The following is a 21,163-nucleotide window of genomic DNA, read 5'->3' on the forward strand; positions in this document are numbered from 1 at the left end:
AATGAAGAAAATTTTTATATCTATTGTATTTGGAACCCGTCCTGAATTAATCAAACTTGCTCCTGTTATTTTATTGGCAAAACAGGATTCACGTTTTCAAGTTGAAGTCATTTTTACTGGACAACATGATGAATTGGTCAGGGATGCGATAGATTTCTTTGGGGTTGAAATTGACCACCGCCTTAAAATTATGAATGCTGGACAAAGTCTAAATCAATTATTAATACATGGTTTAAGTCAAATCGAACAAGTATATACCGATGGTCAAAAAAGAGATGCTATCGTTATTCAGGGTGATACAACGACTGTTTTAGCGGCAGGGTTAGTCGCGTTCTCAATGAAAGTTCCTGTTGCGCATGTCGAAGCAGGTTTGCGTTCTTATGATTTAGATCATCCTTTTCCAGAAGAAGGAAATCGTCAGTTAGTTTCTCGTATTACTAAATGGCATTTTGCTCCGACTGAACAATCAAAAAGAAATCTACTCAATGAACAAATTTCACCAGAGCTTATTACTGTTACAGGCAATACCGTTGTTGATGCTGTGTATTTAGGACGTAAATTAATTTCTGAAAAATCAGGTTTGAAAAATCAGCTAGAACCTTATGGAATTCAATTAAAGCAAGATGATAAAGTTGTGCTTATTACGGCCCACCGCCGTGAAAATTTTGGAGATGGAATTCAAAATATTTGTAATGCAGTTGAGCATTTAGCGAATGGACATCCTAATTTACATTTTATTTGGCCAGTCCATTTAAACCCTGCCGTACATGATGTTGTCCATAATAAGTTTAAAGATCATTCCCAAATTCATCTTGTTAAACCATTAGACTACCCAAGTCTATTGGCAGTCATAGACCGATCTACTTTTATTTTGACAGATTCGGGTGGCCTGCAAGAAGAGAGTCCATCATTTAATAAGCCAGTTTTGATCCTGCGAGACACCACAGAACGACCTGAAGTTGTTGAAGTGGGGGCAGGTGTTTTAGTCGGTACAAACCAACAAAAAATTATTGAAGAAGCTGAAAAGCTAATTAATAACCAACAGCATTATGAAAAAATGGCCCATGTAGAAAATCCATTTGGTGACGGACAAGCTGCTCAGCGTATTCTTGACCAAATTGCGCAATCTTATGAATTAGCATAATGATGAGTTAAAGATTTATTCTCACTTATGGAAGTGTTGTTGGTATCGCCATAAGTGAGGCGATACCACAAGCTAACAATATTGACGGACCAACGATTCATATAGTGAGGTCCATCAAAAATATAGACAGTTTTTCCTTCATATGCTTTTAATTGAGAAATAATTTCCCAAGGATATGCGGCTCTAAATTGCCCATTCTTTTTAACTCTAAAGGCTTCTAGTACTATAATTACTTTATCTTTCCCAAGCTTTTGTTCAAGTTGGTCTAAAATATGTTTGGCTTGCTGAGGAGATCGTACACCTACGCCAACTCCGTCTTGGAAGAAAACACCGTTATGTTCTGGTAGCCAGCTTTTAACCCATAAATCATAATGTTCAGGTTCGCGTTCACCACTATAAATACTCACCCAAACTGGTACTGGAAGTTTATTTAAAACCTGACCTAAAGCACTTACTCTTAACCAAGTAGGATCTGCTTCCACTGGAAAATAATAACCTTTAGGCACCGTTTTTTGCTCTTTTATAATTTCGGCAGATTTTTCACCTAACTCAGTTACATTTGCGCGAGCTTTGGGTTCATTATATTCGCCGGCTAAGCCCAATATTAGATTTTTAGCCCATGGCTCTTGTCTAATTTTCTCTAAACTAATTGCTTTTTCCCATTGAGGAAAGTTCGACTCTTTCCACCATGATTTAGACTCAACAACAGACCATTGGGGAACAAATGTATTAACGCCCAAGTAGTGCCAGTTTCCCTCTGGTGGGGTCGTGTTATTGTCGGGCTGCCAGAAAATTCCTTCAATGTGAGGGGCTTGTCCTTGATGCTTGAACAACCCCGCATAAGCTATAAAACTACATATAATTAAAATAATAAAAGCAGCTATTTTAATTGGTATCTGTTTTCTCATTATTTCGTCTTAACCAGTACCACAAGAAGATAATTATTATCATAATTGCAGAGATAATCACAACTAATAAGAAGAAAGATGATTGTTGGACTAAAGGTGCTTTTTGATTTCCGACAATGAGCTTTTGTAGAACATAAATATTTCCATTTTCTGAAACCAACATTTTGGTGACATTATTTGGAATTTTATGCTGTATTTTCCCCCATAAATGCATAAAGGTTTGTGCGCCACCTTCTGAATCGGTAATAACATCGAAACGGTTGTTGTCATAACTCACAATAAAACCATTAACAGCAGCAGGTGAATAAATAATATCTTGATGCATTAAGACTTGTTGCTGGTAGATGTCTTTATTCACTCGGACATTTATTGACTGTGGCGTGCTGGGGGTATAACGGACTAGATTTAAAGGCATGGGTGCTTGTGTTAAAAGCATCTTTTTTGCAACTTGACCTAGAACAATAGCAATATTTAATGCCCCAGATTGATCATCAATTGCAATCGTCGGGGTCGTTGCTAAAGTCATGGAAATTGCAGCTACTCCATTTTTGAGTTTATGGGGGAGTTTTACAGTAGATTTAGCTGTATCAATCCAGAGTGAACCATGGGCATTGGGTAGACATTGAGAGTTGGCAATTACGGAGTTTTCAAGTTTTAAGCTGAAATTTGTTGTATTTGAAATATTTTTAGCAAAAATATTAAATTGCCTATTTACTGGATCTGAAGCAAGATCAGCCGTTTTCATGCTTCCTGCTAGTCCACCATCAATCCATGCCGTAATATTTGAACCTTGTAATAGCCCACTTTGAATACGAAGAGCAATTTGCCCTTGTAAGATATCTGTTGGTTGCCACACCGCAGGGAAGTCAAGAAATAGATTCTTTTCAGCATGGTTTAATCTAAAATCTTCAATTCCTAAGTCTGAAAGTGTTTCAATTTTTTTAAATTGGGCCCATGTCGGGTTTGAAATAGTAGTGGGGAAAATTGCACTGCTAGTATTTAATTGTTGGACATACAATGGGTTAATTAGTCCATTTATGGCAGCAGTGAGTTCTTGTTGACTGTGATAGGTAATTGATAGGGTTGCTACTCCTTCATTTGGTTTTGCAATCTGTACTAAAGCTCCACCTTTAAGTGGAGTGGATGAATGAATAACTTCAATAATAAAATTCGTTTCAGGATTTAAGTTAGTTTGCCCAGAGTCAACCCACTCAATTGGAGTTACAGAACCCCATGAGCTTGCTAATCTAGCGAGCATGGAGGCTTCTATAATTTCTTTACGGTTATATTTTAAAATTCCAACAAAAGAGGTAGGTCGTCTAGCTTGCGGATTAAATAAAGCATCTGGTAAGTATTTTAGCTGATAGTCCTTTCGAATGGGTACAAAGTCGATTTGGGAATTATTGAAGTAGGTTAAGTGATCAATATCTTCAGAACAGAAAGATTCCTTTGTTCTGTTAAGTGTTGATGGTTTAGCATATTGTTGAATAATAAAATCTAATCGATGAAAACCGCTTTGACTTTTAGGAATATCAAACTTTAATTGGCCATCACCATTTAAGGTAGTGTTATAGATGAGTTTGTCATCATATTTAACCAATAAAGTTGTATCATTTTCAGTAGAGTAGTTACTTGAAAATTGAATATTTTCCCATTCTGCACCTTTCCCAATATAGAAGAAATGAGGCTCGACCGTATATTTGGTGGAGGTACTAATATCGTCTAGTTCCCAAGTATATGCATGAGCAGACATGGCTAACATTAGACTGGTGCTGGCAAGGAGCACTTGTACCGTTTGGTAAAGGTCAAAAGTCTTTTTCATTTGTTTTTCTCCTTGCTACGTTCCGTTTTGTACCATTGAAGGGAGTTACCCTGTATTTTATTTTTAAGCATGTCATATGCGGCTTTAAATACAATAAATAGAAAAATTTGTGAGTAACTTACATAAGACAAAACAGAGTAAAAATAGAGTTCTGCTTTAACTTTTTCTAAAGAAAGGGTAAACCACATTTGTGCTACATATAAGCAAAATGAAAGACCCCACAAAGTGGTAAATGGCCCCGGAACTGAAATACCTGCAATACCAAGTAAGCCCAAAGTTAAGGTGATATGGCTCCAGAATAACGCGGGTACGAAAAGTACGTAGCACATAATGTTATTCAGAATTTCAATTCCGATGGGAAAAGGTGTTCTTAACGCTACAGGTAGATATTTACGGGTCACATAAAAATTACCTTGAGTCCAACGTGAGCGTTGTTTAACAAATACGCTTAAAGAGGGTGGATCTTGTTGCCAGCCAATTGCATAGGGTACCCATTTAATTCGTTTCTGGCCGATAAAAATCCGGAAGCTCATTTCAGTGTCATCAACCAATGACTTCTCATCAAAACCGCCCAAGGTTTCTAACGCATCACGCCAAATAACATAGTTAGTACCCATGAGCGTGGATAGTTGGAAACGTTGCCAACGTCCGCCTTGAAAAATCCATTGGAAAAAGATGAACTCAATGGCAATAAAGCGAGTCAAAATACTATCTTGCCAATTACGGGTTCTTACTTTGCCATTTACAGCCACTAATTTTTTATCGGCAATGAGGGTCTGAGCTAATAACCGTACGCAATTGGGTTCGGGTGTACTGTCCGCATCATAGACAACAATGAGTTCACCTTTGGCATGGGGTAGGCCATTATTAAGTGTTCTAGATTTACCTTTGCCTCCCATTCCTTTCGGAACATTTACAATTTTTATGCAAGGATAAATCTGCGCTAGATTTTCGGCAATTTCTAGGGTGTTATCTTTAGAGCCGTCATTAATGAGCAAAACTTCATATGCTTCGGCTGGATAATCCTGTTGAGCGATGGCATGTAAAGTATCTTCAATCACTACGCCTTCATTATAGGCAGGAATCAGAACACTCAAAACGGGCCATCTATCTGGCACAGGCAGGTTCTGCAACTCTTTTTCTGCTGTTTTTGAATATTTCCAAGCCTGATAACTTAACCATGCCCAAAATGCTTGAGGAATCCAGATGCCTAAGAAACCGAATAGGAAGAGAATATCAATGGGAGCCATTTGATTTAACCCTCCTAATAATAGACGAGATCAGCAATAACAATAAAATCACCCCGATCACCAAGGAGATCCATGAAATATAGCTGCCGAAGGTGCCAAGAAGGTCTGGATAGGTAGTGGTTAAAATAAGATCAAGTGGAACTACGACTGTGCTTAAACCAATAAAAATATACCCAAGGAAACTAGTGTTTATATGTTCAGGAGTGCTTATGTATTTAATATTATTAAATTTCCATGAAATTCCGAGTTGAGGATATCGAATATTTGTGGTCGGTAGATCTGAAGGAGGGTTAATGATAATTTCATAACCCGAAACATGACCATTAAAACTTTTAGCTGAATAGAATAAATGCTGCTTTTGTCTAATTTCTCTAGAAGGCAGAGGGAGTTCTTGTGAATTAAACTGAACAATATAGCTGCCAGCAGTTTGTGAAATTAAGTTTTCATCCCAGCCTGTTGAAACAAAAGCAGCCATAGGCCGTAAACCAATTGCAGTCGAAAATGTAGCTTTGGCGGCAAAATATTGAGGTTGTTCTGATTTAAAAATTGCAATGGGAATAGCACCTTGGCTCACTGCTTCTTTTAATAAGAAATAGTGAGAAAAGCTAAAAACCTCATCTGGTAATATGATGCCTGGCTTTATTCCTTTTTGAATAAGACCTTGAAAACTATCCGAACTGATTTGGTCAATTGTAAAAATAGGCCACCACGTATCCTGTGATGGGAAAAACATAGAAAGGTCATTAATATTCTGAATTTCGGTTTTTGTTTGTTCAGCTTTAACTTCACAGTGATAATATTGACGATAAAACTGCTGTAAAGTGCCATCTGGATATTGACTAGAGGCGATAATAATTCCACAAATATTAAGAAGATTAGTCATTAAGTAATCTCCTCTTCAGGTGGAATTTGAATAATTTGATATTCCACTTCAAGCCGCAACGTCATAATTTCTTTTAGCTTTTTTATAAAATCTGGTTCTTCAACCGTTTTTTGCTTACGAATTACAATACTGTATATATTCTCCAGATCATCGTCGGCAAATTGAAAAATAATTTCTTGTGGTTGATGTTGACTCAAAATTTTAATCATTTCATTTTGAGTGGTTTTCCATACATCATCGCCTAACATTTCTTTAATTAAGCTTCGGTTTAGAATCTTGATTTTAAAGACTTCATAGTCTTTTAAATGGTGATGATCAAGAAGTTTAAAAAAACTACGTTGAAAATATTTGAGGGCGCTAAGCGGGAAAATATCACGGCGATAATTTCGATCATAACTTTGAATGTCACGGTATTTTTGAACATTAATTTCAATATTGTGGCGTACAGCACTAAGAAAAAGAGGAATCAGAGGAATAATAAAAAGTAAAAGGAGCTGACGTTCAATATGTGTTTGTGCTCCTAGGTCGAGTAGGAAATATACTGCCACGCCTACGAAAGCGATTAAACCAACAATTAAAGATGCACCGACTTCTAAAAAAGCACCAGAAATTAAAAGAATAAGAATAAAAATCCAGCTTCCTCTAAAGCTTACAGGCAACCACTCATATGCCACCATTCCCATAAAGAGGTGAGCTGCGATAATCCATAAGACGAGTGTTCTTCCTGGGTTCTTTTGTTGCATGCGAGCTCTGGCTACCTTTTTTGTAATGTTAATTTTTATACTTTTATAATGAACTGTGATTGTGATGCTTTTTGAATTTATTGTTGTGTTTATCCTTTTATAAATCCCTTTAGTATTATTTTTAGAGTAAAGTCACACTATAGTCAAATTTCTCGTTTTTTTTTAATTAAAAGTAAACATAAAAGACTGAATGGACGTCTAAATACTCTTAAATGTTTCAATTGCCTTTGTTCGGGTTTCCTTTAAATCAACAATTGGTTTTGGATAATTTAATTGAAGATTAGCTTTAGTTGAGTAGGGTTCATGAATCATTTTATTGTCTAGATGAGCTAATTCCTCCACCCATTGACGAATATAGTCTCCGTTTGGATCAAATTTCTTAGATTGAGCAATAGGGTTAAAAATTCTAAAGTAAGGTACAGCATCAGTTCCAGTGGAAGCGCACCATTGCCAGCCACCATTATTGGCTGCTAAATCGCCATCGATTAAGTGCTCCATAAACCATTTTTCACCTATACGCCAGTCGATGAGTAGGTTTTTACACAAAAACATAGCAGTAATCATGCGCACTCGATTATGCATCCATCCTGTTTTTTGTAGCTGGCGCATGCCTGCATCAATAATCGGTATACCAGTTTGACCAGTTTGCCAAGCTACCAAATGCTCTTGATTATTTTCCCACTTAATATTTTGAGTATTTTGCTTAAACGGGAAGTGTTTAGAGACATGTGGAAAATCAAATAAAATATGTTGATAAAATTCGCGCCAAAGCAATTCATCTAACCATGTTTGCTGGCCTTCGTCTGCCAGATGAAAGTTGCCATGTTCAGCACGAAAGAGAGCCTGTAAACATTGTCGAATAGATAAAATTCCAAGATTTAAATATGGAGAAAGTTGGCTAGTGCCTTTTACATTTGGAAAGTCACGTTCTAATTTATAATGAGATAAATGATCTTCAATAAATAAATCGAGCTGTTCCAGAGCAAAATCTTCTCCGGTCGGCCATAAGTCTTGTCGCTCTTTAGAAATTGATGAGTCAAAAAAAGCTTCAATTTCTTCTAAATCTAAACTTTTTATATTTGAAAAAGACTGCGGATAGGCATTTTGTTTCTCAGGAACTGGATAGCACTGAGGCAAACCACTTATATCTAGTTTCGAATAACAGGCTTTTTTGAATGCACTGAAAACTTGATACGGTTGCTGCGACTGATTACGAATGGAACATAAAGGGAAAATTGTACGGTCATGAAATAAAAAAAGTTCTTTATTCTGCTGATTTAAAGCTTGTTGTACAGTTTTATCTCTTTTCAACTCATTCACGCCTACTTCTATATTCGAGTAAACATTTTCGATATGGAGTTGATGTGTGAGTTCACAAATATAATCTGCAATATCTTTCCAGTGGGGAATGACTTGAATGATAAGTGGAATATTAAGCTGTTCTAATTCTTTTTTTAATTGTTGAAGCTGAAGTAAATAGAAATTAATTTTTATAGGTGCATCGTGATGTATTTTCCATTGCTCAGGCGACAATATAATTAACCCAATCGAAGGTCCTTGTTGGCAGGCATGCCATAACGCAGCATGATCCCGAACTCTCAAATCCTGACGAAACCAAATAAGCTGATTTACGTTTGACATGAAAGATACCCTTATAAAGTTGAGTGAGTTAGAGGTTTGTTATTCAGATAGTATATAAAAATAAATACATAAAAAAAGCAAAGCCGAAGCTTTGCTCTTATCATCTTTACAGATGAATTAGTGGTGATGACCACCAGCACCGTGTACGTGACCGTGATCTAATTCTTCTTCAGAAGCTTCACGGATTTCTACGATTTCAACTTCAAAAGTTAAATCTTGACCAGCAAGTGGGAAGTTTGCATCAACAACAATGTTGTCACCTTCAACTGCTTTAACAGTAACGATCTGTACGCCGTCGTCTGTTTGAGCTTGGAATTGCATACCAGGTTGAATGTTCTCAACACCTTGGAACATTTGAGCTGGAACTTCTTGAACTAGGTCTGGGTTGTATTCGCCATAACCTTCAGCTGCTGGTACGTTAACAGTAAATTTTTCACCAACAGTTTTACCTGTTAATGCATTTTCTAAACCAGGAATGATATTGCCTGCACCGTGCAAATAGGCAAGTGGTTCACCTTGAGATTGATCAAGTGTTTCACCCTCAGCGTTTGTTAATTTGTAGTGGAATGAAACCACGTGGTTATTTGCAATAGCAGTCATGTTTTTGATCCATTCAATCAATTAAAGCGTACATCATAAAGTGAAAAATAAATTTTGTAGACTACAAAATTTGAATCTTTAACACTTTTATATAATGCGTTTTTATCTAAATAGGGATGAACTTAAAAAATTCAACTCAATATAGTTTAATTTTTGGACGTACACGTCTTGTAAGTAAATCTTTCATTGTGAGTAGTCCAGCCTGAGTGTATCCATGAATTGTTGCTTGGTGTAAACGATACAAAGATACATACATGGTTTTGGCAATATAGCCTTGCACACTTACATCGCCAAGTAATTCTCCAACGGCTTTATTACGGCTTAAAGACACGAGTGAACCTTTGTCGTTAAATCTAAACATAGGTTGTGAACGATTGTTTAATCGAGCTGCCATAGCATCGACTAAAAAGCTCGCTTGTTGGCTCGCAACCTGAGCACGTGGCCCAAGAGGAGGATGTCTTGCATCAAGTTGGCAATGTGCACAATCACCAAATGCAAATACATTTGGGTCTGAATAGGTTTGTAATGTTGCGTAGACCATGAGGCGGTTAATATTGTCGCGTTCAAAATCGTTAAAGTTTTCTAAAACCTTGGGTGCTTTTACACCTGCTGCCCAGACGGTAATATCACTATTTAACTGGCTACCATTACTGAAATAGATGCAATGCTCATCAATTTTTTCAACGCGATGTTTGGTTAAAACTTCAATGCCCATTTTTTCGAGCTGTTTTGCACTATGCTCAGCTGTTTTTTCGCTGAGGGCAGGTAAAATACGTTCGGATGCCTCAATAAGCGTAATTTTGACTTGGTTTGGATGAATCTTTTTTAAACCATATCGATAAAAGTTTTTAGTTGTTTCAATGAGTTCGGCAGCAAGTTCTACACCTGTTGCACCAGCACCCACAATCCCAATATTTAAAGTACACTGATTTGGCTGGTTTTGAGCTTCAATATATAGATGTAATAAATCTTGCTGAAAAATATCGGCTTGTTTTCTGCTGTCGAGGAAATGGCAGTTTTCACGCACGCCTGCTGTATTAAAGTCATTTGACACCGAACCAAGCGCTAAAATAAGCGTGTCATAACTCAATTGCTGCACATCGGTGTTCTGCTCTTTAGAGACTTGAGGAGGAATTAACTCAATTATTTTTTGATCTTTGTTAACCCCAACTAATGTTCCAAGCACAAATTCATAGTGATGTTTTTCTGCATGGGCAAAATAGTTAGTTTGTTCTTCGTGTGGATTTAAAGATCCAGCAGCAATTTCATGAAGCAAAGGTTTCCAGATATGCGTCAGGTTTTGGTCAATTAACGTAATCTTCGCTTTATGAGTTTTCCCAAAAGTTTCACCGAGTTGTGTCGCAAGCTCTAAGCCTCCAGCACCACCACCAACAATTACAATATGATGTAAATTTTGGGTCATTTTTATCACCTAATTATTTTTCTGTAAAAAAAAGATGGCTGAATTATGCCATCTTTTTTTTATAAAATTTATTGTGCATCTGTGCACAATTTGATGTTTTTAGTGCGAATCTAGTGGATAGAGTTTTGCAGCACTGTGTTCACTTGATGAAAAAATAGAGAAGAGACTAGAAAACCACATCATGATTTTTTGGAAAATATTGGCTTCTTCAATATGCACGTTATCTTCAATTTGAAGACTACGGATAAGTTGATTGTTTTGGTAAATAGATACTGTTGCCAAACTCATGACTTTCATTAATGGCGCAGTGAGTTGTTTTTCATTTAATTCAATATTTACGTGTGTTTGAGTCGTTTCGAGTGGAGCAATAACTTTGGGTTGCAAATTATTATCAAGTACCTGAACGCGCTGAGTCACATTATCAAAATTATTTAAGTCAATCGGTGCTGGGTCCGCATATAAAGAAGTAGTCACAATCGTGGGTTGCTTTGTTGCGACCTTAAACATTTTTAAAGTTGACTTCACAACAGGCAGCTCGGCAATTAATTTCTGCTCAGGAATAATGACTTCATCGCGTGTATAGGTATAAGCAAGATTCATTAATTTATCTGCAATTTCAGCGCGTTTTACTGCACTCGGGGTACCTAAAACAATAACCAATAAACGTCTTTGAGCTAAGTCAGATGAAAATGAAGGGCGAGACGCCGTTAATGCCAAATTATAACCAGCTGCTTTCGTATAACCAGTTTTTAAACCATCAACAGATGGTTCATATTTCAAAGCAAGGTTAGTCGCATGATGAAAACGTTGGTTGTAACTAAAGCTTGGCATTTTTGAATAATGCAAATATTCAGGTGTTTGTTTAACGACAGCCTGACCTAATAAGCTTAAATCATGAGCGGTGGTGTAATGATCAGACATGGTAATACCAGCAGGATTACTAAAATGCGTATGTTTCATACCCAAAGCCTGAGCTTCCTGATTCATGCGTTGTACAAAATGAGGAACATCACCCGAAATTTTTTCAGCTAAAGTCACGGCTGCATCATTAGCAGACATCACAATTAAACCTGCCAATAACTGATCAACTGAAATTTGTTCACCAGCTTTAAGATACATTTGTGATTCATCCCATTGCACTACACCAACCACTGGTGTTGCAGTAATGATTTCTTCTTTTTTCAGCTTTCCAGCTTTAATCTCTTTTAAGGCAATATAAGCAACCATCATTTTGGTTAAAGATGCTGGTGCGCGTTGCACATGGCTATTATGCTCGGCAATAATTTGACCCGATTGAGTATCCACAATAGTCCATGCAGCGGCTTCAACACTTTCAGGTGCAATATTGAGTAGCGAAGCATTCGCTAGCGTGGTGCAGAAAATACTGAATAGGGTAAAAAGAGATAGAAAAAATTTCACGGATAACCTTAACGTTTACTGGTAAATACTGAACACAGATGCACAGCATGCTATGCCTTTTTTTTATAGAAGGCTAGTGTGAATTGTTGCCAAAAAATACATCTACGCAAGACGATACAAAAAAGTGATAATCTAATGTGAAACCGTTCTTATTTTAAATTGAAAAATTTATGTTGCATTATCAAATTGAATTCGATGATTACAAACAGCACCTTGTTCACGTAACAATTCGTTTTTTAGCCAATCCGAATCAGGAACTTTGGCTGCCAACGTGGATTCCGGGTAGTTATCTAATTCGAGAGTTCTCAAAACATATTGAATCCGTTAAAGCTTACGATGAAGCTGGACGTATGTTGGATATTAAAAAAACCAGCAAAAATCGTTGGCGTTTATTTAATACAGATCATGAATTAATGACGATTGAATATGATGTCTACGCATATGATTTGTCTGTACGTGGCGCATATGTAGACCAGACTCGTCTATATATTAATCCAGCGTGTGTATGTTTAGGTTTGGAAGGACAAGAACAATCTGCTTGCGAGTTGGAAATTTTCTTGCCAGATGAATTAAAGCATTTTCAGTTGGCGACAGGTTTAAATTCTAAGAGTTTAGTTAAAGGTCGTTTCACTTTAAAAGCTGATCATTATGATCAACTCATTGATAGTCCGTTCGAACTGGCTGATCAAACGCGCTTTAACTTCGAAACACATGGCATTGAACATGAGTTTGTAATTTCTGGTTCGCACAATACCAATCTTGATCGCTTAAAAGCCGATATTGAAAAGATTTGTGCGACTGAAATAAATATGTTCGGTTCAGCGCCATTTAAAAACTATACCTTTATGACTATGGCAACAGGGAATAGTTATGGTGGATTAGAACATTGCAATAGCACAAGCCTTATTACACCACGCGACGATTTGCCAAAATTAAATGAACCAACTGAACCTTCTAAAGACTATCAACGCTTTTTAGGATTATGTAGTCATGAATATTTTCATTCATGGTTAGTAAAGTTTATCCGCCCAGAAAACTTTGCAAATTATAATTTACACCAAGAAGGCTACACTTCTTTATTGTGGATATTTGAAGGCTTTACTTCATATTATGATGACTTGATTTTATTGCGCAGCGGTGTGATTTCTCAGAAATCTTATCTTGATTTACTCAAAGCACAAATTGATCGCTATTTGCAAAATCCAGGTCGTCTTATCCAGTCTGTTTCTGAATCAAGTTTTGATGCTTGGATTAAATTTTATCGTCAAGATGAAAACTCAAATAATGCGGGTACCAGTTACTACAACAAGGGTTCATTGGTTGCGCTTTGTCTAGATTTAGGTTTACGTTTACGTGGTTCTAGCCTTGATGCTTTAATGCGCCGTTTATATGAAAATACTCAAAATGGTCTTCAAGTAAATGAGCGAACCATTTTTGACTTATGTAAAGAGCTGACTGGCGATAGCTGGATTGAACAAATCAATCACTTGATTAATACAACCGACGAATTGCCACTTGATCAGTTACTGCCAGAGTTTGGCTTAAGCTACAGAGTTAAAACTGACAAATCTTTACCTTTGGGCTTGAAACTTGTCGATAAGCCAGAAGGTGTGCTTGTGCAAAGTGCTCGCCGTGAGGGCGCTGGAGCAAAAGCAGGTATTTCTGCTCTTGATGTGATTATTGCAATTGATGGTTTAAAAGCGTCCACTAAGCTTATCGAGAAGTATGCAAAACAGGGTGGCCCTTATACCGTATTTGCTTTCCGTCGTGATGAGTTAATATCTTTTGAAGTCGATTGTGCTACATCTGATTTAACCGAAGTTGAACTTGTCGTTGAAGATCAAGCTAAAACTGAAAAATGGTTAAAAGCTTAGATTAAAGCTAAATAGTTTATAAAAAACCGATGTTTTGCACATCGGTTTTTACTTTTAAGTACGTTCAAATGGTGAAATCCGTTTTACCTTTGAGTTTATTTTGAATGAAAAGTATAATAATTGTCAGAACACTGAAAGATATCTCATGTAATTTAATGATGTTTAATGCCTGAAAAGTGATCGGAATGTGTATATTACAATGACTTAGATATCAGAAAATTATCTATATATTTGAATTATGTATTATTTCGCCACGAAATGTCGTTATCACTGGATATTTCGTTGACTGAAAGGCAATGAGAGTCGATACTCTCAGGGTTTTATTTAAGTATATCGGTTCGTAGGCACTGGGCCAAAAGCTCGGTCCTCAACACTCAATCAAACGGAAGGGGCTATATATGGCTGGTGAAAAGTCAACTATTATTTACACACTGACTGACGAGGCGCCACTATTGGCGACCTATTCGCTACTGCCGATCATTGAGACCTTTACTAAGCCAGCTGGCATCGAGATTATTAAAAGTGACATCTCTGTAGCTGCACGTGTGCTCGCAGAATTCGCTGAATACCTAAGTGAAGAGCAAAAGGTAACTGACAACCTTGCAGAGCTAGGTCGTCTTACACAAGATCCAGATACTAATATTATCAAACTCCCGAATATCAGTGCGTCTGTTGCGCAATTAACTGCATGTATCAAAGAGCTCCAATCAAAAGGTTATGCAATTCCTGATTATCCGGAAAATCCTGCAAACGAAGAAGAAAAATCAATCAAAGCTCGTTATGGTAAGTGCCTTGGTTCAGCAGTAAATCCTGTCCTTCGTGAAGGTAACTCTGACCGTCGTGCTCCAGCAGCAGTTAAAAATTACGCAAAAAAACACCCTCATTCAATGAGCGAGTGGAAACAGTGGTCACAAACTCATGTTTCACATATGGAAGAAGGTGACTTCTACCATGGCGAAAAATCAATGACACTTGATCGCGCACGTAATGTGAAAATGGAACTTATCACGAACAGTGGTAAGAGCATTGTTCTTAAGCCAAAAGTTGCGCTACAAGACGGCGAAATCATTGATTCAATGTTCATGAGCAAGAAAGCACTTTGTGATTTCTATGAAAAAGAACTTGATGATTGTAAAGAAGCGGGGATTTTGTTCTCTTTACACGTAAAAGCGACAATGATGAAAGTTTCACACCCGATCGTTTTTGGTCACTGTGTGAAAATCTATTACAAAGAAGCTTTCGAAAAACACGGTAAGTTATTTGACGAATTAGGTATTAACGTCAATAACGGTATGGCTGGGTTATACGAGAAAATCGAAACTCTTCCAACGTCATTACGTGAAGAAATCATTGAAGATTTACATGCTTGTCAAGAACACCGTCCTGCACTTGCTATGGTTGACTCAGCAAAAGGTATCACAAACTTCCACTCACCAAACGACATCATCGTTGATGCTTCAATGCCAGCTATGATCCGTGCGGGTGGTAAAATGTGGGGTGCTGATGGTAAGCAATATGATGCTAAAGCTGTTATGCCAGAATCAACATTTGCCCGTATTTACCAAGAAATGATCAATTTCTGTAAATGGCATGGTAATTTTGACCCAAAAACTATGGGTACAGTACCTAACGTTGGCTTGATGGCACAAAAAGCTGAAGAATACGGTTCTCACGATAAAACTTTTGAAATTCCAGAAGCTGGTATTGCAAATATTACCGACCTTGAAACTGGTGAAGTTTTATTAACTCAAAACGTTGAGGAAGGTGATATCTGGCGTATGTGTCAGGTTAAAGATGCACCGATTCGTGATTGGGTTAAACTTGCTGTGACTCGTGCACGTAACTCAGGCATGCCTGCGATTTTCTGGCTTGACCCGTACCGTCCACACGAAAATGAATTGATCAAGAAAGTACAAACGTATTTAAAAGATTATGACACGACTGGCCTTGATATTGAGATCATGTCGCAAGTTCGTGCAATGCGTTACACACTTGAACGTGTAGTACGTGGTCTAGATACTATTTCTGTGACTGGTAACATCTTACGTGACTACTTAACAGACTTGTTCCCAATTATGGAACTTGGTACTTCTGCGAAAATGTTGTCTATCGTTCCGCTTATGGCGGGTGGTGGTATGTACGAGACTGGTGCGGGTGGTTCAGCGCCGAAACACGTACAACAACTTGTTGAAGAAAACCATTTACGCTGGGATTCGCTTGGTGAGTTCCTTGCCCTAGCTGCTTCTTTGGAAGAGATGGGTATTAAAGAAAATAATGCTCGTGCTAAGTTACTTGCTAAGACTCTTGATGAAGCGACTGACAAATTGCTTGATAATGGTAAGTCTCCATCACGCCGTACCGGTGAGATTGACAACCGTGGTAGCCATTTCTACTTGTCACTTTACTGGGCTGAAGCACTTGCTGCACAGAACGAAGATGCTGAGTTAAAAGCTAAATTTGCTTCACTTGCAAAAACTTTAGCTCAAGACGAACCGAAGATTGTTGCTGAACTTGCTCAAGTACAAGGTAAACCAGCTGACATCGGTGGTTACTATGCAATTGATAAAGCAAAAGTAGATGCTGTAATGCGTCCAAGTGCTACATTCAATGCAGTTCTTGCAACTGTTAATGCTTAATTACTAATTCGTTAGTAAATAGCTTAAGGGCCGGTGCATATGCACCGGCTTTTTTATTTTTAGAAAAATAAAAGTCATTAAAAAAGCCCACCTAGGTGAGCTTTGAAAGCTTACATCTTATCGATCATTGCGGCCACGACCACGGGGTGCTTTAGCATTTGGACGAGTTGTACCATTGGTCTTGCGACGTGGTTTTTCACCGTCATCCATCTGCCAAATGCGTTTTGTACCAGACTTCTTCGTAGAACCGTCTTTATTTTTACGAACCATTGGCTTGCCGCCAGTGCCGCCTGGTTTTTTCACATATGAACGTGAACGATAAGGTTCTTCAGCAGGCACATCTTTAAAATCAGGGTAAAGCAAAGGCTCAATTTCTTTAACATCCCCAGGTTTTAAGCCGAGTTGAACTAAATCAATTGAACCAATTTTGGTACGAATTAAACGTAAAGTTGGAAAACCTACCGCAGAAGTCATACGACGTACTTGACGGTTACGGCCTTCACAAATTGAAATTTCGATCCAAGATGTTGGAATATTTGCACGAAAACGTACAGGTGGGTTACGTTCCCATAACCATTCTGGCTCGCTTACCTTAATGGCGGTGGCAGGAAGCGTTATACCATCATTAAGTTCTACACCTTTACGAAGCTGCTCAAGCGCTTCTTCAGTTACATCGCCATCAACTTGAACTAAATACGTTTTGTATTTTTTATTCGCAGGGTTAGTAATGAACTGATTCAAACCACCATGATCAGTTAAAAAAACTAAACCCTCAGAGTCCATATCAAGACGGCCTGCCAAACGCAAAGTCGGGTCATCAACAAAGTCAGAGACGGTCATATGCGCTTCGTCTTTACGAAACTGGGAGAGAACGTCATATGGTTTGTTGAGAATGACAATTTTCATAAAAAATGACTTCTTCTTTCAAATAACTAGAGAAAACATTGAGGTTTATTTAAGTGAGAAATCTGATTATTTCTCATATAAATCCCAAAAATGATTAATTTCAATTAAGCTATTATGCGTTAAGAAGAGTTGAAAGTATTGTGTATCGATAATTATTTTTAGTTAATTAAGTATTATAAAAGGGAGAATTCACACAATGGGTTATCAGAAGATTGTGGTTCCTGCAGATGGTGACAAAATTAAGGTAAATGCAGACCTGTCACTGAATGTACCAAATCATCCAATTATTCCTTTTATTGAGGGTGATGGTATTGGTGTGGATATTACACCAACCATGAAAGCAGTCGTAGATGCTGCTATTTTAAAAGCTTACGGTGGCAAACGCTCAATCGAATGGATGGAAGTGTATTGCGGCGAAAAAGCCAATAAAATTTATGGCAGCTATATGCCGGAAGAAACTTTTGAAGCACTTCGTGAGTTTGTTGTCTCAATTAAAGGTCCTTTAACGACACCAGTCGGTGGTGGCATTCGTTCACTCAACGTTGCCTTACGCCAAGAATTGGATTTATATGTTTGCGTACGTCCAGTGCGTTGGTTTGAAGGTGTTCCTTCACCTGTTCAACACCCAGAATTAACCGACATGGTCATTTTCCGTGAAAATTCGGAAGATATTTATGCGGGCATTGAATGGAAAGCCGATTCTGAAGAAGCTAAAAAAGTCATTAGATTCCTTCAAGAAGAAATGGGTGTGACAAAGATCCGTTTTCCAGAAGGCTGTGGTATCGGAATTAAACCTGTATCGAAAGAAGGTTCACAGCGTTTAGTACGCAAAGCCATTCAGTTTGCAATTGAAAATGATAAGCCTTCGGTGACCCTTGTTCATAAGGGTAATATCATGAAATATACCGAAGGGGCGTTCAAAGAGTGGGGCTATGAGCTCGCTCTCGATCGTTTCGGTGGGGAACTCATTGATGGTGGTCCATGGGTTAAAATTCAGAACCCTAGGACTGGTAAAGACATCATCATTAAAGATGTGATTGCGGATGCATTCTTACAGCAAATTTTAATGCGTCCCGCTGATTACTCTGTTATTGCAACCCTTAATTTAAATGGTGATTATATCTCTGATGCTTTGGCAGCGGAAGTAGGTGGCATTGGTATTGCACCAGGTGCGAATATTGGCGGGGCAATTGCAGTTTATGAAGCTACTCATGGCACTGCGCCTAAGTATGCAGGTCAAGATAAAGTAAACCCCGGTTCAATCATTCTTTCTGCTGAAATGATGCTACGTGATATGGGCTGGACAGAAGCTGCTGATCTGATCATTAAAGGAATTTCAGGAGCGATTGCCGCTAAAACCGTAACTTACGATTTTGAGCGTTTAATGCCAGATGCAACCTTGTTACGTTGCTCTGAATTTGGTGACGCGATTATAAAACATATGGGAGAGTAATCTTCTATTAAAAAAGCCCTCGGTTGAGGGCTTTTTTTATTGCAAAAATTCAGGGTATTTAGTGGTCTTCGTGATGCCGACTTTCTTTTGATAACTCTGGTCTAAAGCCTGAATAATAAGAACAAAGGCAATTAAAAATAGCGGCAAGAACAGAGATTTCATAATTCGGTTTCTCCGAGAGTTGAGATGTAAGTAGGCCGTACAGGAAATAAAAGGCAAACTGCAAAGAGTAGAACGATTCCACCCAAAAGGAAGAGATGTGCATAAGACCAGTGCAAATGATGCAAAGTACTAATGACGACACCGCCTAAAAGCTGAGTGCTAGCAAACCCAATCGTGGCAAGGCTCCATAGCTTTTGATAACGTTGCTCATAAATTTGTAAGAGGCTATAAGAGCTAATAAACACCGTAGCGGGGGTTAGTAATCCTGTAAAAAAGGAGGATAAAGCGAGCAAAGAAGTGGTCTGGGAAAAGAAAGGTAAAACAACAGCTAGACAGTAAATGGCATATAACCATTTAATGGTGTGTAAATATCCTATTATTCGGCTTAAGCAATAAGCGACAAATGCACCAATGCAGCTTCCTGCTCCATAGAGAACCCAAAATAAATTCCTTTGTTCTAATGAAAAATGCAAAGTTCCAGATAAATAATCCATCCAGAATAGAGAGTGAGGAATATAAGCAAAGGCACTGCACATGTAGGCAATAATAATGACTAGGCCTAAACGTGATTTTTGCGAGGCTTGCAGGTTTGTAGAATGCGGCTTAATCATCTGAGCTGTATTAGTTCTTAGTAATTGATAAAGCAGTACGCTTCCTAATATAGAAATGCTTGCAAAAATATCCCAAACATATTGAACAGACATATTTTTAAGTACAGGAATAATAATGGTGGCAGATAAGACACCCACACCAATCCCGCTAAATCCTAAAAAATTAACTTTTAATCTTTGCGTGGTGGGAATGTATTTCATGGCAAAGCTCGGGGCTAAAATCATAAGCAAGCCGCCAGCAATACCAGAAACCGTACGCCAGAAAATGAACCATGCCAGAGGCATATCCATGAATGAGCAGCCTAGGAGGCTGAGGCTCCCGGCAATAGTTGAGAGTACGATCATGGATGGGATGTACTTTTCTTTAATACTCAATAATGCCAATAAGGCACCAATGAGATATCCCAATAAATTTGCACTCCCTAAGAAGCTGGCAAAATCATGGGTCCAGTGATATTGCTCAATCATGATCGGCATGAGCGCAGTATATGAAAATCTGAACACTCCAATACCCAAACAAGTTGCCAAAAAGACAAGTAAGCTCATTCGATAAAACGTAGACATGAGAAGACGCTCAATTTTTTTATTATTAAAAGCTAGTTTTGTGATCATTAAAAATGATTTAATAAGATGATAGTTATCTTATTTTGAGATAGTGTAATGTTATTAAAGTCACTAGAGTTTTTCTTGGCGGTCGCAGAGAGTGGGAGTTTTTCATTGGCTGCACAAAAAATGTATACCGTTCAATCGAATATCACCAGCCATATAAAAAAACTTGAAGAAGAGTTGGGTGTGATTTTATTAAATCGCCATAACCCAGTGACGCTAACCAATGCAGGACAACAGCTACATAGTTATGCTGTTCAAATGCTTGCACTACACCATAAAGCTAAAAGAATCTTTCAAGAAGGTGGAATTGATCCTGCTGAATCAATTCGACTTGGAAGTATGGAGACCACTGCTGCGATACGTTTGCCACAGTTACTCAATCAATGTATGCAGCAATATCCCACTTTACCTATAGAGCTACAAACTCATCCGACACGTTATTTATTAAATGCTGTACATCAGGGTGAATTGGACTGTGCTTTTGTGGCATCTAAACATTCCATTCCTGAGTTATATAGTTTTCCTGTGTGGCATGAAGAACTGGTTCTGGTTTGTTCTAAGCAGCAACATAGCTTTCCAGAAAAAGAGGTTCTTGCAAAAACCAGATTTATAGCATTTCGGCAAGGTTGTTCATATCGACATGCAATAGAGCTTTTCTTGAATGACTTTAGTATCCCACCTTCGCAAATTATGGAAATGGGCAGTCTGGACGGAATTGTGAGTTGTGTAGAGTTAGGTGTTGGTTTTGCTTTATTACCTAAGTCATATCTCTCAAAAGTTGCGGATAAAGTTTCAGTCAATTGTTTTGGACTAAATACGGAATCTGCTTTTTTCACTACATATTTAGTTGCCCAGTTACCCGAAACATGGGGAACTAATTTAAAGCAATTTATTTATTTTATTGAGCAACAATTTGAATTAAAGGTTGCTTATGTGGAGGCTGATTTTTATACATAAATATCTCACTTAATTTATAAATTAAAAGTGATATATATGTATTTAAAAGTCATTTTATATTCTCACGCAGGTTTGTAATCATCTTGATGCTATAAAATTGTTGAAAAGGGTAGTTTATATAG

17 protein-coding genes are annotated in these 21,163 nt (G+C 37.8%); 5 read left to right on the forward strand and 12 right to left on the reverse strand.

Annotated elements, in window-relative coordinates; genetic code table 11:
- The first annotated feature begins 1 nt into the window (after position 1).
- The gene (wecB, locus tag AC2117_RS04900) at positions 2-1,144 is read left to right on the forward strand and encodes a non-hydrolyzing UDP-N-acetylglucosamine 2-epimerase (RefSeq protein ID WP_133972291.1); all 1,143 of its coding nucleotides are present in this window, start codon (positions 2-4) and stop codon (positions 1,142-1,144) included.
- On the opposite strand, the gene AC2117_RS04905 is transcribed toward wecB, so the two are convergent.
- The 9 genes from AC2117_RS04905 to AC2117_RS04945 form a co-directional block, all read right to left on the reverse strand.
- Entirely contained in the window at positions 1,129-2,052 is a 924-nt protein-coding gene (locus AC2117_RS04905) for a hypothetical protein (protein WP_133972293.1), read from the reverse strand. The genes wecB and AC2117_RS04905 overlap by 16 nt on opposite strands.
- The gene (locus AC2117_RS04910; RefSeq protein WP_133972295.1) at positions 2,030-3,874 is read right to left on the reverse strand and encodes a hypothetical protein; all 1,845 of its coding nucleotides are present in this window, start codon (positions 3,872-3,874) and stop codon (positions 2,030-2,032) included. The genes AC2117_RS04905 and AC2117_RS04910 overlap by 23 nt, the downstream gene beginning before the upstream one ends.
- Positions 3,871-5,124, reverse strand: a complete 1,254-nt coding sequence (locus AC2117_RS04915) for a glycosyltransferase family 2 protein (protein ID WP_133972297.1) — start codon at positions 5,122-5,124, stop codon at positions 3,871-3,873. Before AC2117_RS04915 ends, AC2117_RS04910 begins: the two co-directional genes overlap by 4 nt.
- Positions 5,111-6,007 (reverse strand): hypothetical protein, encoded by an 897-nt coding sequence (locus AC2117_RS04920; protein ID WP_133972299.1) that lies wholly within the window; start codon positions 6,005-6,007, stop codon positions 5,111-5,113. The genes AC2117_RS04915 and AC2117_RS04920 overlap by 14 nt, the downstream gene beginning before the upstream one ends.
- The gene (locus AC2117_RS04925; protein WP_133972301.1) at positions 6,007-6,750 is read right to left on the reverse strand and encodes a hypothetical protein; all 744 of its coding nucleotides are present in this window, start codon (positions 6,748-6,750) and stop codon (positions 6,007-6,009) included. The genes AC2117_RS04920 and AC2117_RS04925 overlap by 1 nt, the downstream gene beginning before the upstream one ends.
- A 198-nt stretch (positions 6,751-6,948) precedes the next feature.
- Positions 6,949-8,391 carry a cryptochrome/photolyase family protein gene (locus tag AC2117_RS04930; protein WP_133972303.1) on the reverse strand — a complete coding sequence of 481 codons (1,443 nt, stop codon included), beginning with the start codon at positions 8,389-8,391 and terminating at the stop codon, positions 6,949-6,951.
- Between the two features lie 117 nt (positions 8,392-8,508).
- Complete coding sequence (locus tag AC2117_RS04935; RefSeq protein WP_003650377.1) at positions 8,509-8,991, reverse strand: FKBP-type peptidyl-prolyl cis-trans isomerase; 483 nt, start codon at positions 8,989-8,991, stop codon at positions 8,509-8,511.
- Between the two features lie 136 nt (positions 8,992-9,127).
- Entirely contained in the window at positions 9,128-10,414 is a 1,287-nt protein-coding gene (locus tag AC2117_RS04940) for an NAD(P)/FAD-dependent oxidoreductase (protein ID WP_133972305.1), read from the reverse strand.
- 99 nt (positions 10,415-10,513) lie between these two features.
- Positions 10,514-11,833 (reverse strand): D-alanyl-D-alanine carboxypeptidase PBP6B, encoded by a 1,320-nt coding sequence (locus AC2117_RS04945; protein ID WP_133972306.1) that lies wholly within the window; start codon positions 11,831-11,833, stop codon positions 10,514-10,516.
- 170 nt (positions 11,834-12,003) lie between these two features.
- Here AC2117_RS04945 and AC2117_RS04950 point away from each other — a divergent pair, with 170 nt between their 5' ends.
- Both AC2117_RS04950 and AC2117_RS04955 read left to right on the forward strand, forming a co-directional pair.
- The gene (locus AC2117_RS04950; RefSeq protein WP_133972308.1) at positions 12,004-13,707 is read left to right on the forward strand and encodes a M61 family metallopeptidase; all 1,704 of its coding nucleotides are present in this window, start codon (positions 12,004-12,006) and stop codon (positions 13,705-13,707) included.
- Between the two features lie 398 nt (positions 13,708-14,105).
- A complete protein-coding gene (locus tag AC2117_RS04955; protein ID WP_133972310.1) occupies positions 14,106-16,343 on the forward strand; it encodes an NADP-dependent isocitrate dehydrogenase in 2,238 nt (745 codons plus the stop codon).
- Between the two features lie 117 nt (positions 16,344-16,460).
- Here AC2117_RS04955 and AC2117_RS04960 read toward each other — a convergent pair whose 3' ends face one another.
- Complete coding sequence (locus AC2117_RS04960) at positions 16,461-17,249, reverse strand: rRNA large subunit pseudouridine synthase E (RefSeq protein WP_075431495.1); 789 nt, start codon at positions 17,247-17,249, stop codon at positions 16,461-16,463.
- Between the two features lie 196 nt (positions 17,250-17,445).
- Between AC2117_RS04960 and icd the strand changes: the two genes are divergently transcribed.
- A complete protein-coding gene (gene icd, locus AC2117_RS04965; RefSeq protein ID WP_133972312.1) occupies positions 17,446-18,702 on the forward strand; it encodes an NADP-dependent isocitrate dehydrogenase in 1,257 nt (418 codons plus the stop codon).
- Between the two features lie 36 nt (positions 18,703-18,738).
- On the opposite strand, the gene AC2117_RS18975 is transcribed toward icd, so the two are convergent.
- Positions 18,739-18,864 carry a hypothetical protein gene (locus AC2117_RS18975; protein ID WP_227549229.1) on the reverse strand — a complete coding sequence of 42 codons (126 nt, stop codon included), beginning with the start codon at positions 18,862-18,864 and terminating at the stop codon, positions 18,739-18,741.
- Positions 18,861-20,087, reverse strand: a complete 1,227-nt coding sequence (locus AC2117_RS04970; protein ID WP_227549230.1) for a YbfB/YjiJ family MFS transporter — start codon at positions 20,085-20,087, stop codon at positions 18,861-18,863. Before AC2117_RS04970 ends, AC2117_RS18975 begins: the two co-directional genes overlap by 4 nt.
- 48 nt (positions 20,088-20,135) lie before the next feature.
- Between AC2117_RS04970 and AC2117_RS04975 the strand changes: the two genes are divergently transcribed.
- Entirely contained in the window at positions 20,136-21,041 is a 906-nt protein-coding gene (locus AC2117_RS04975) for a LysR family transcriptional regulator (RefSeq protein ID WP_133972314.1), read from the forward strand.
- Positions 21,042-21,163 lie beyond the last annotated feature (122 nt).

The sequence above is a fragment of the Acinetobacter calcoaceticus genome, assembly GCF_900520355.1.
Taxonomy (GTDB): Bacteria; Pseudomonadota; Gammaproteobacteria; order Pseudomonadales; family Moraxellaceae; genus Acinetobacter; species Acinetobacter calcoaceticus_C.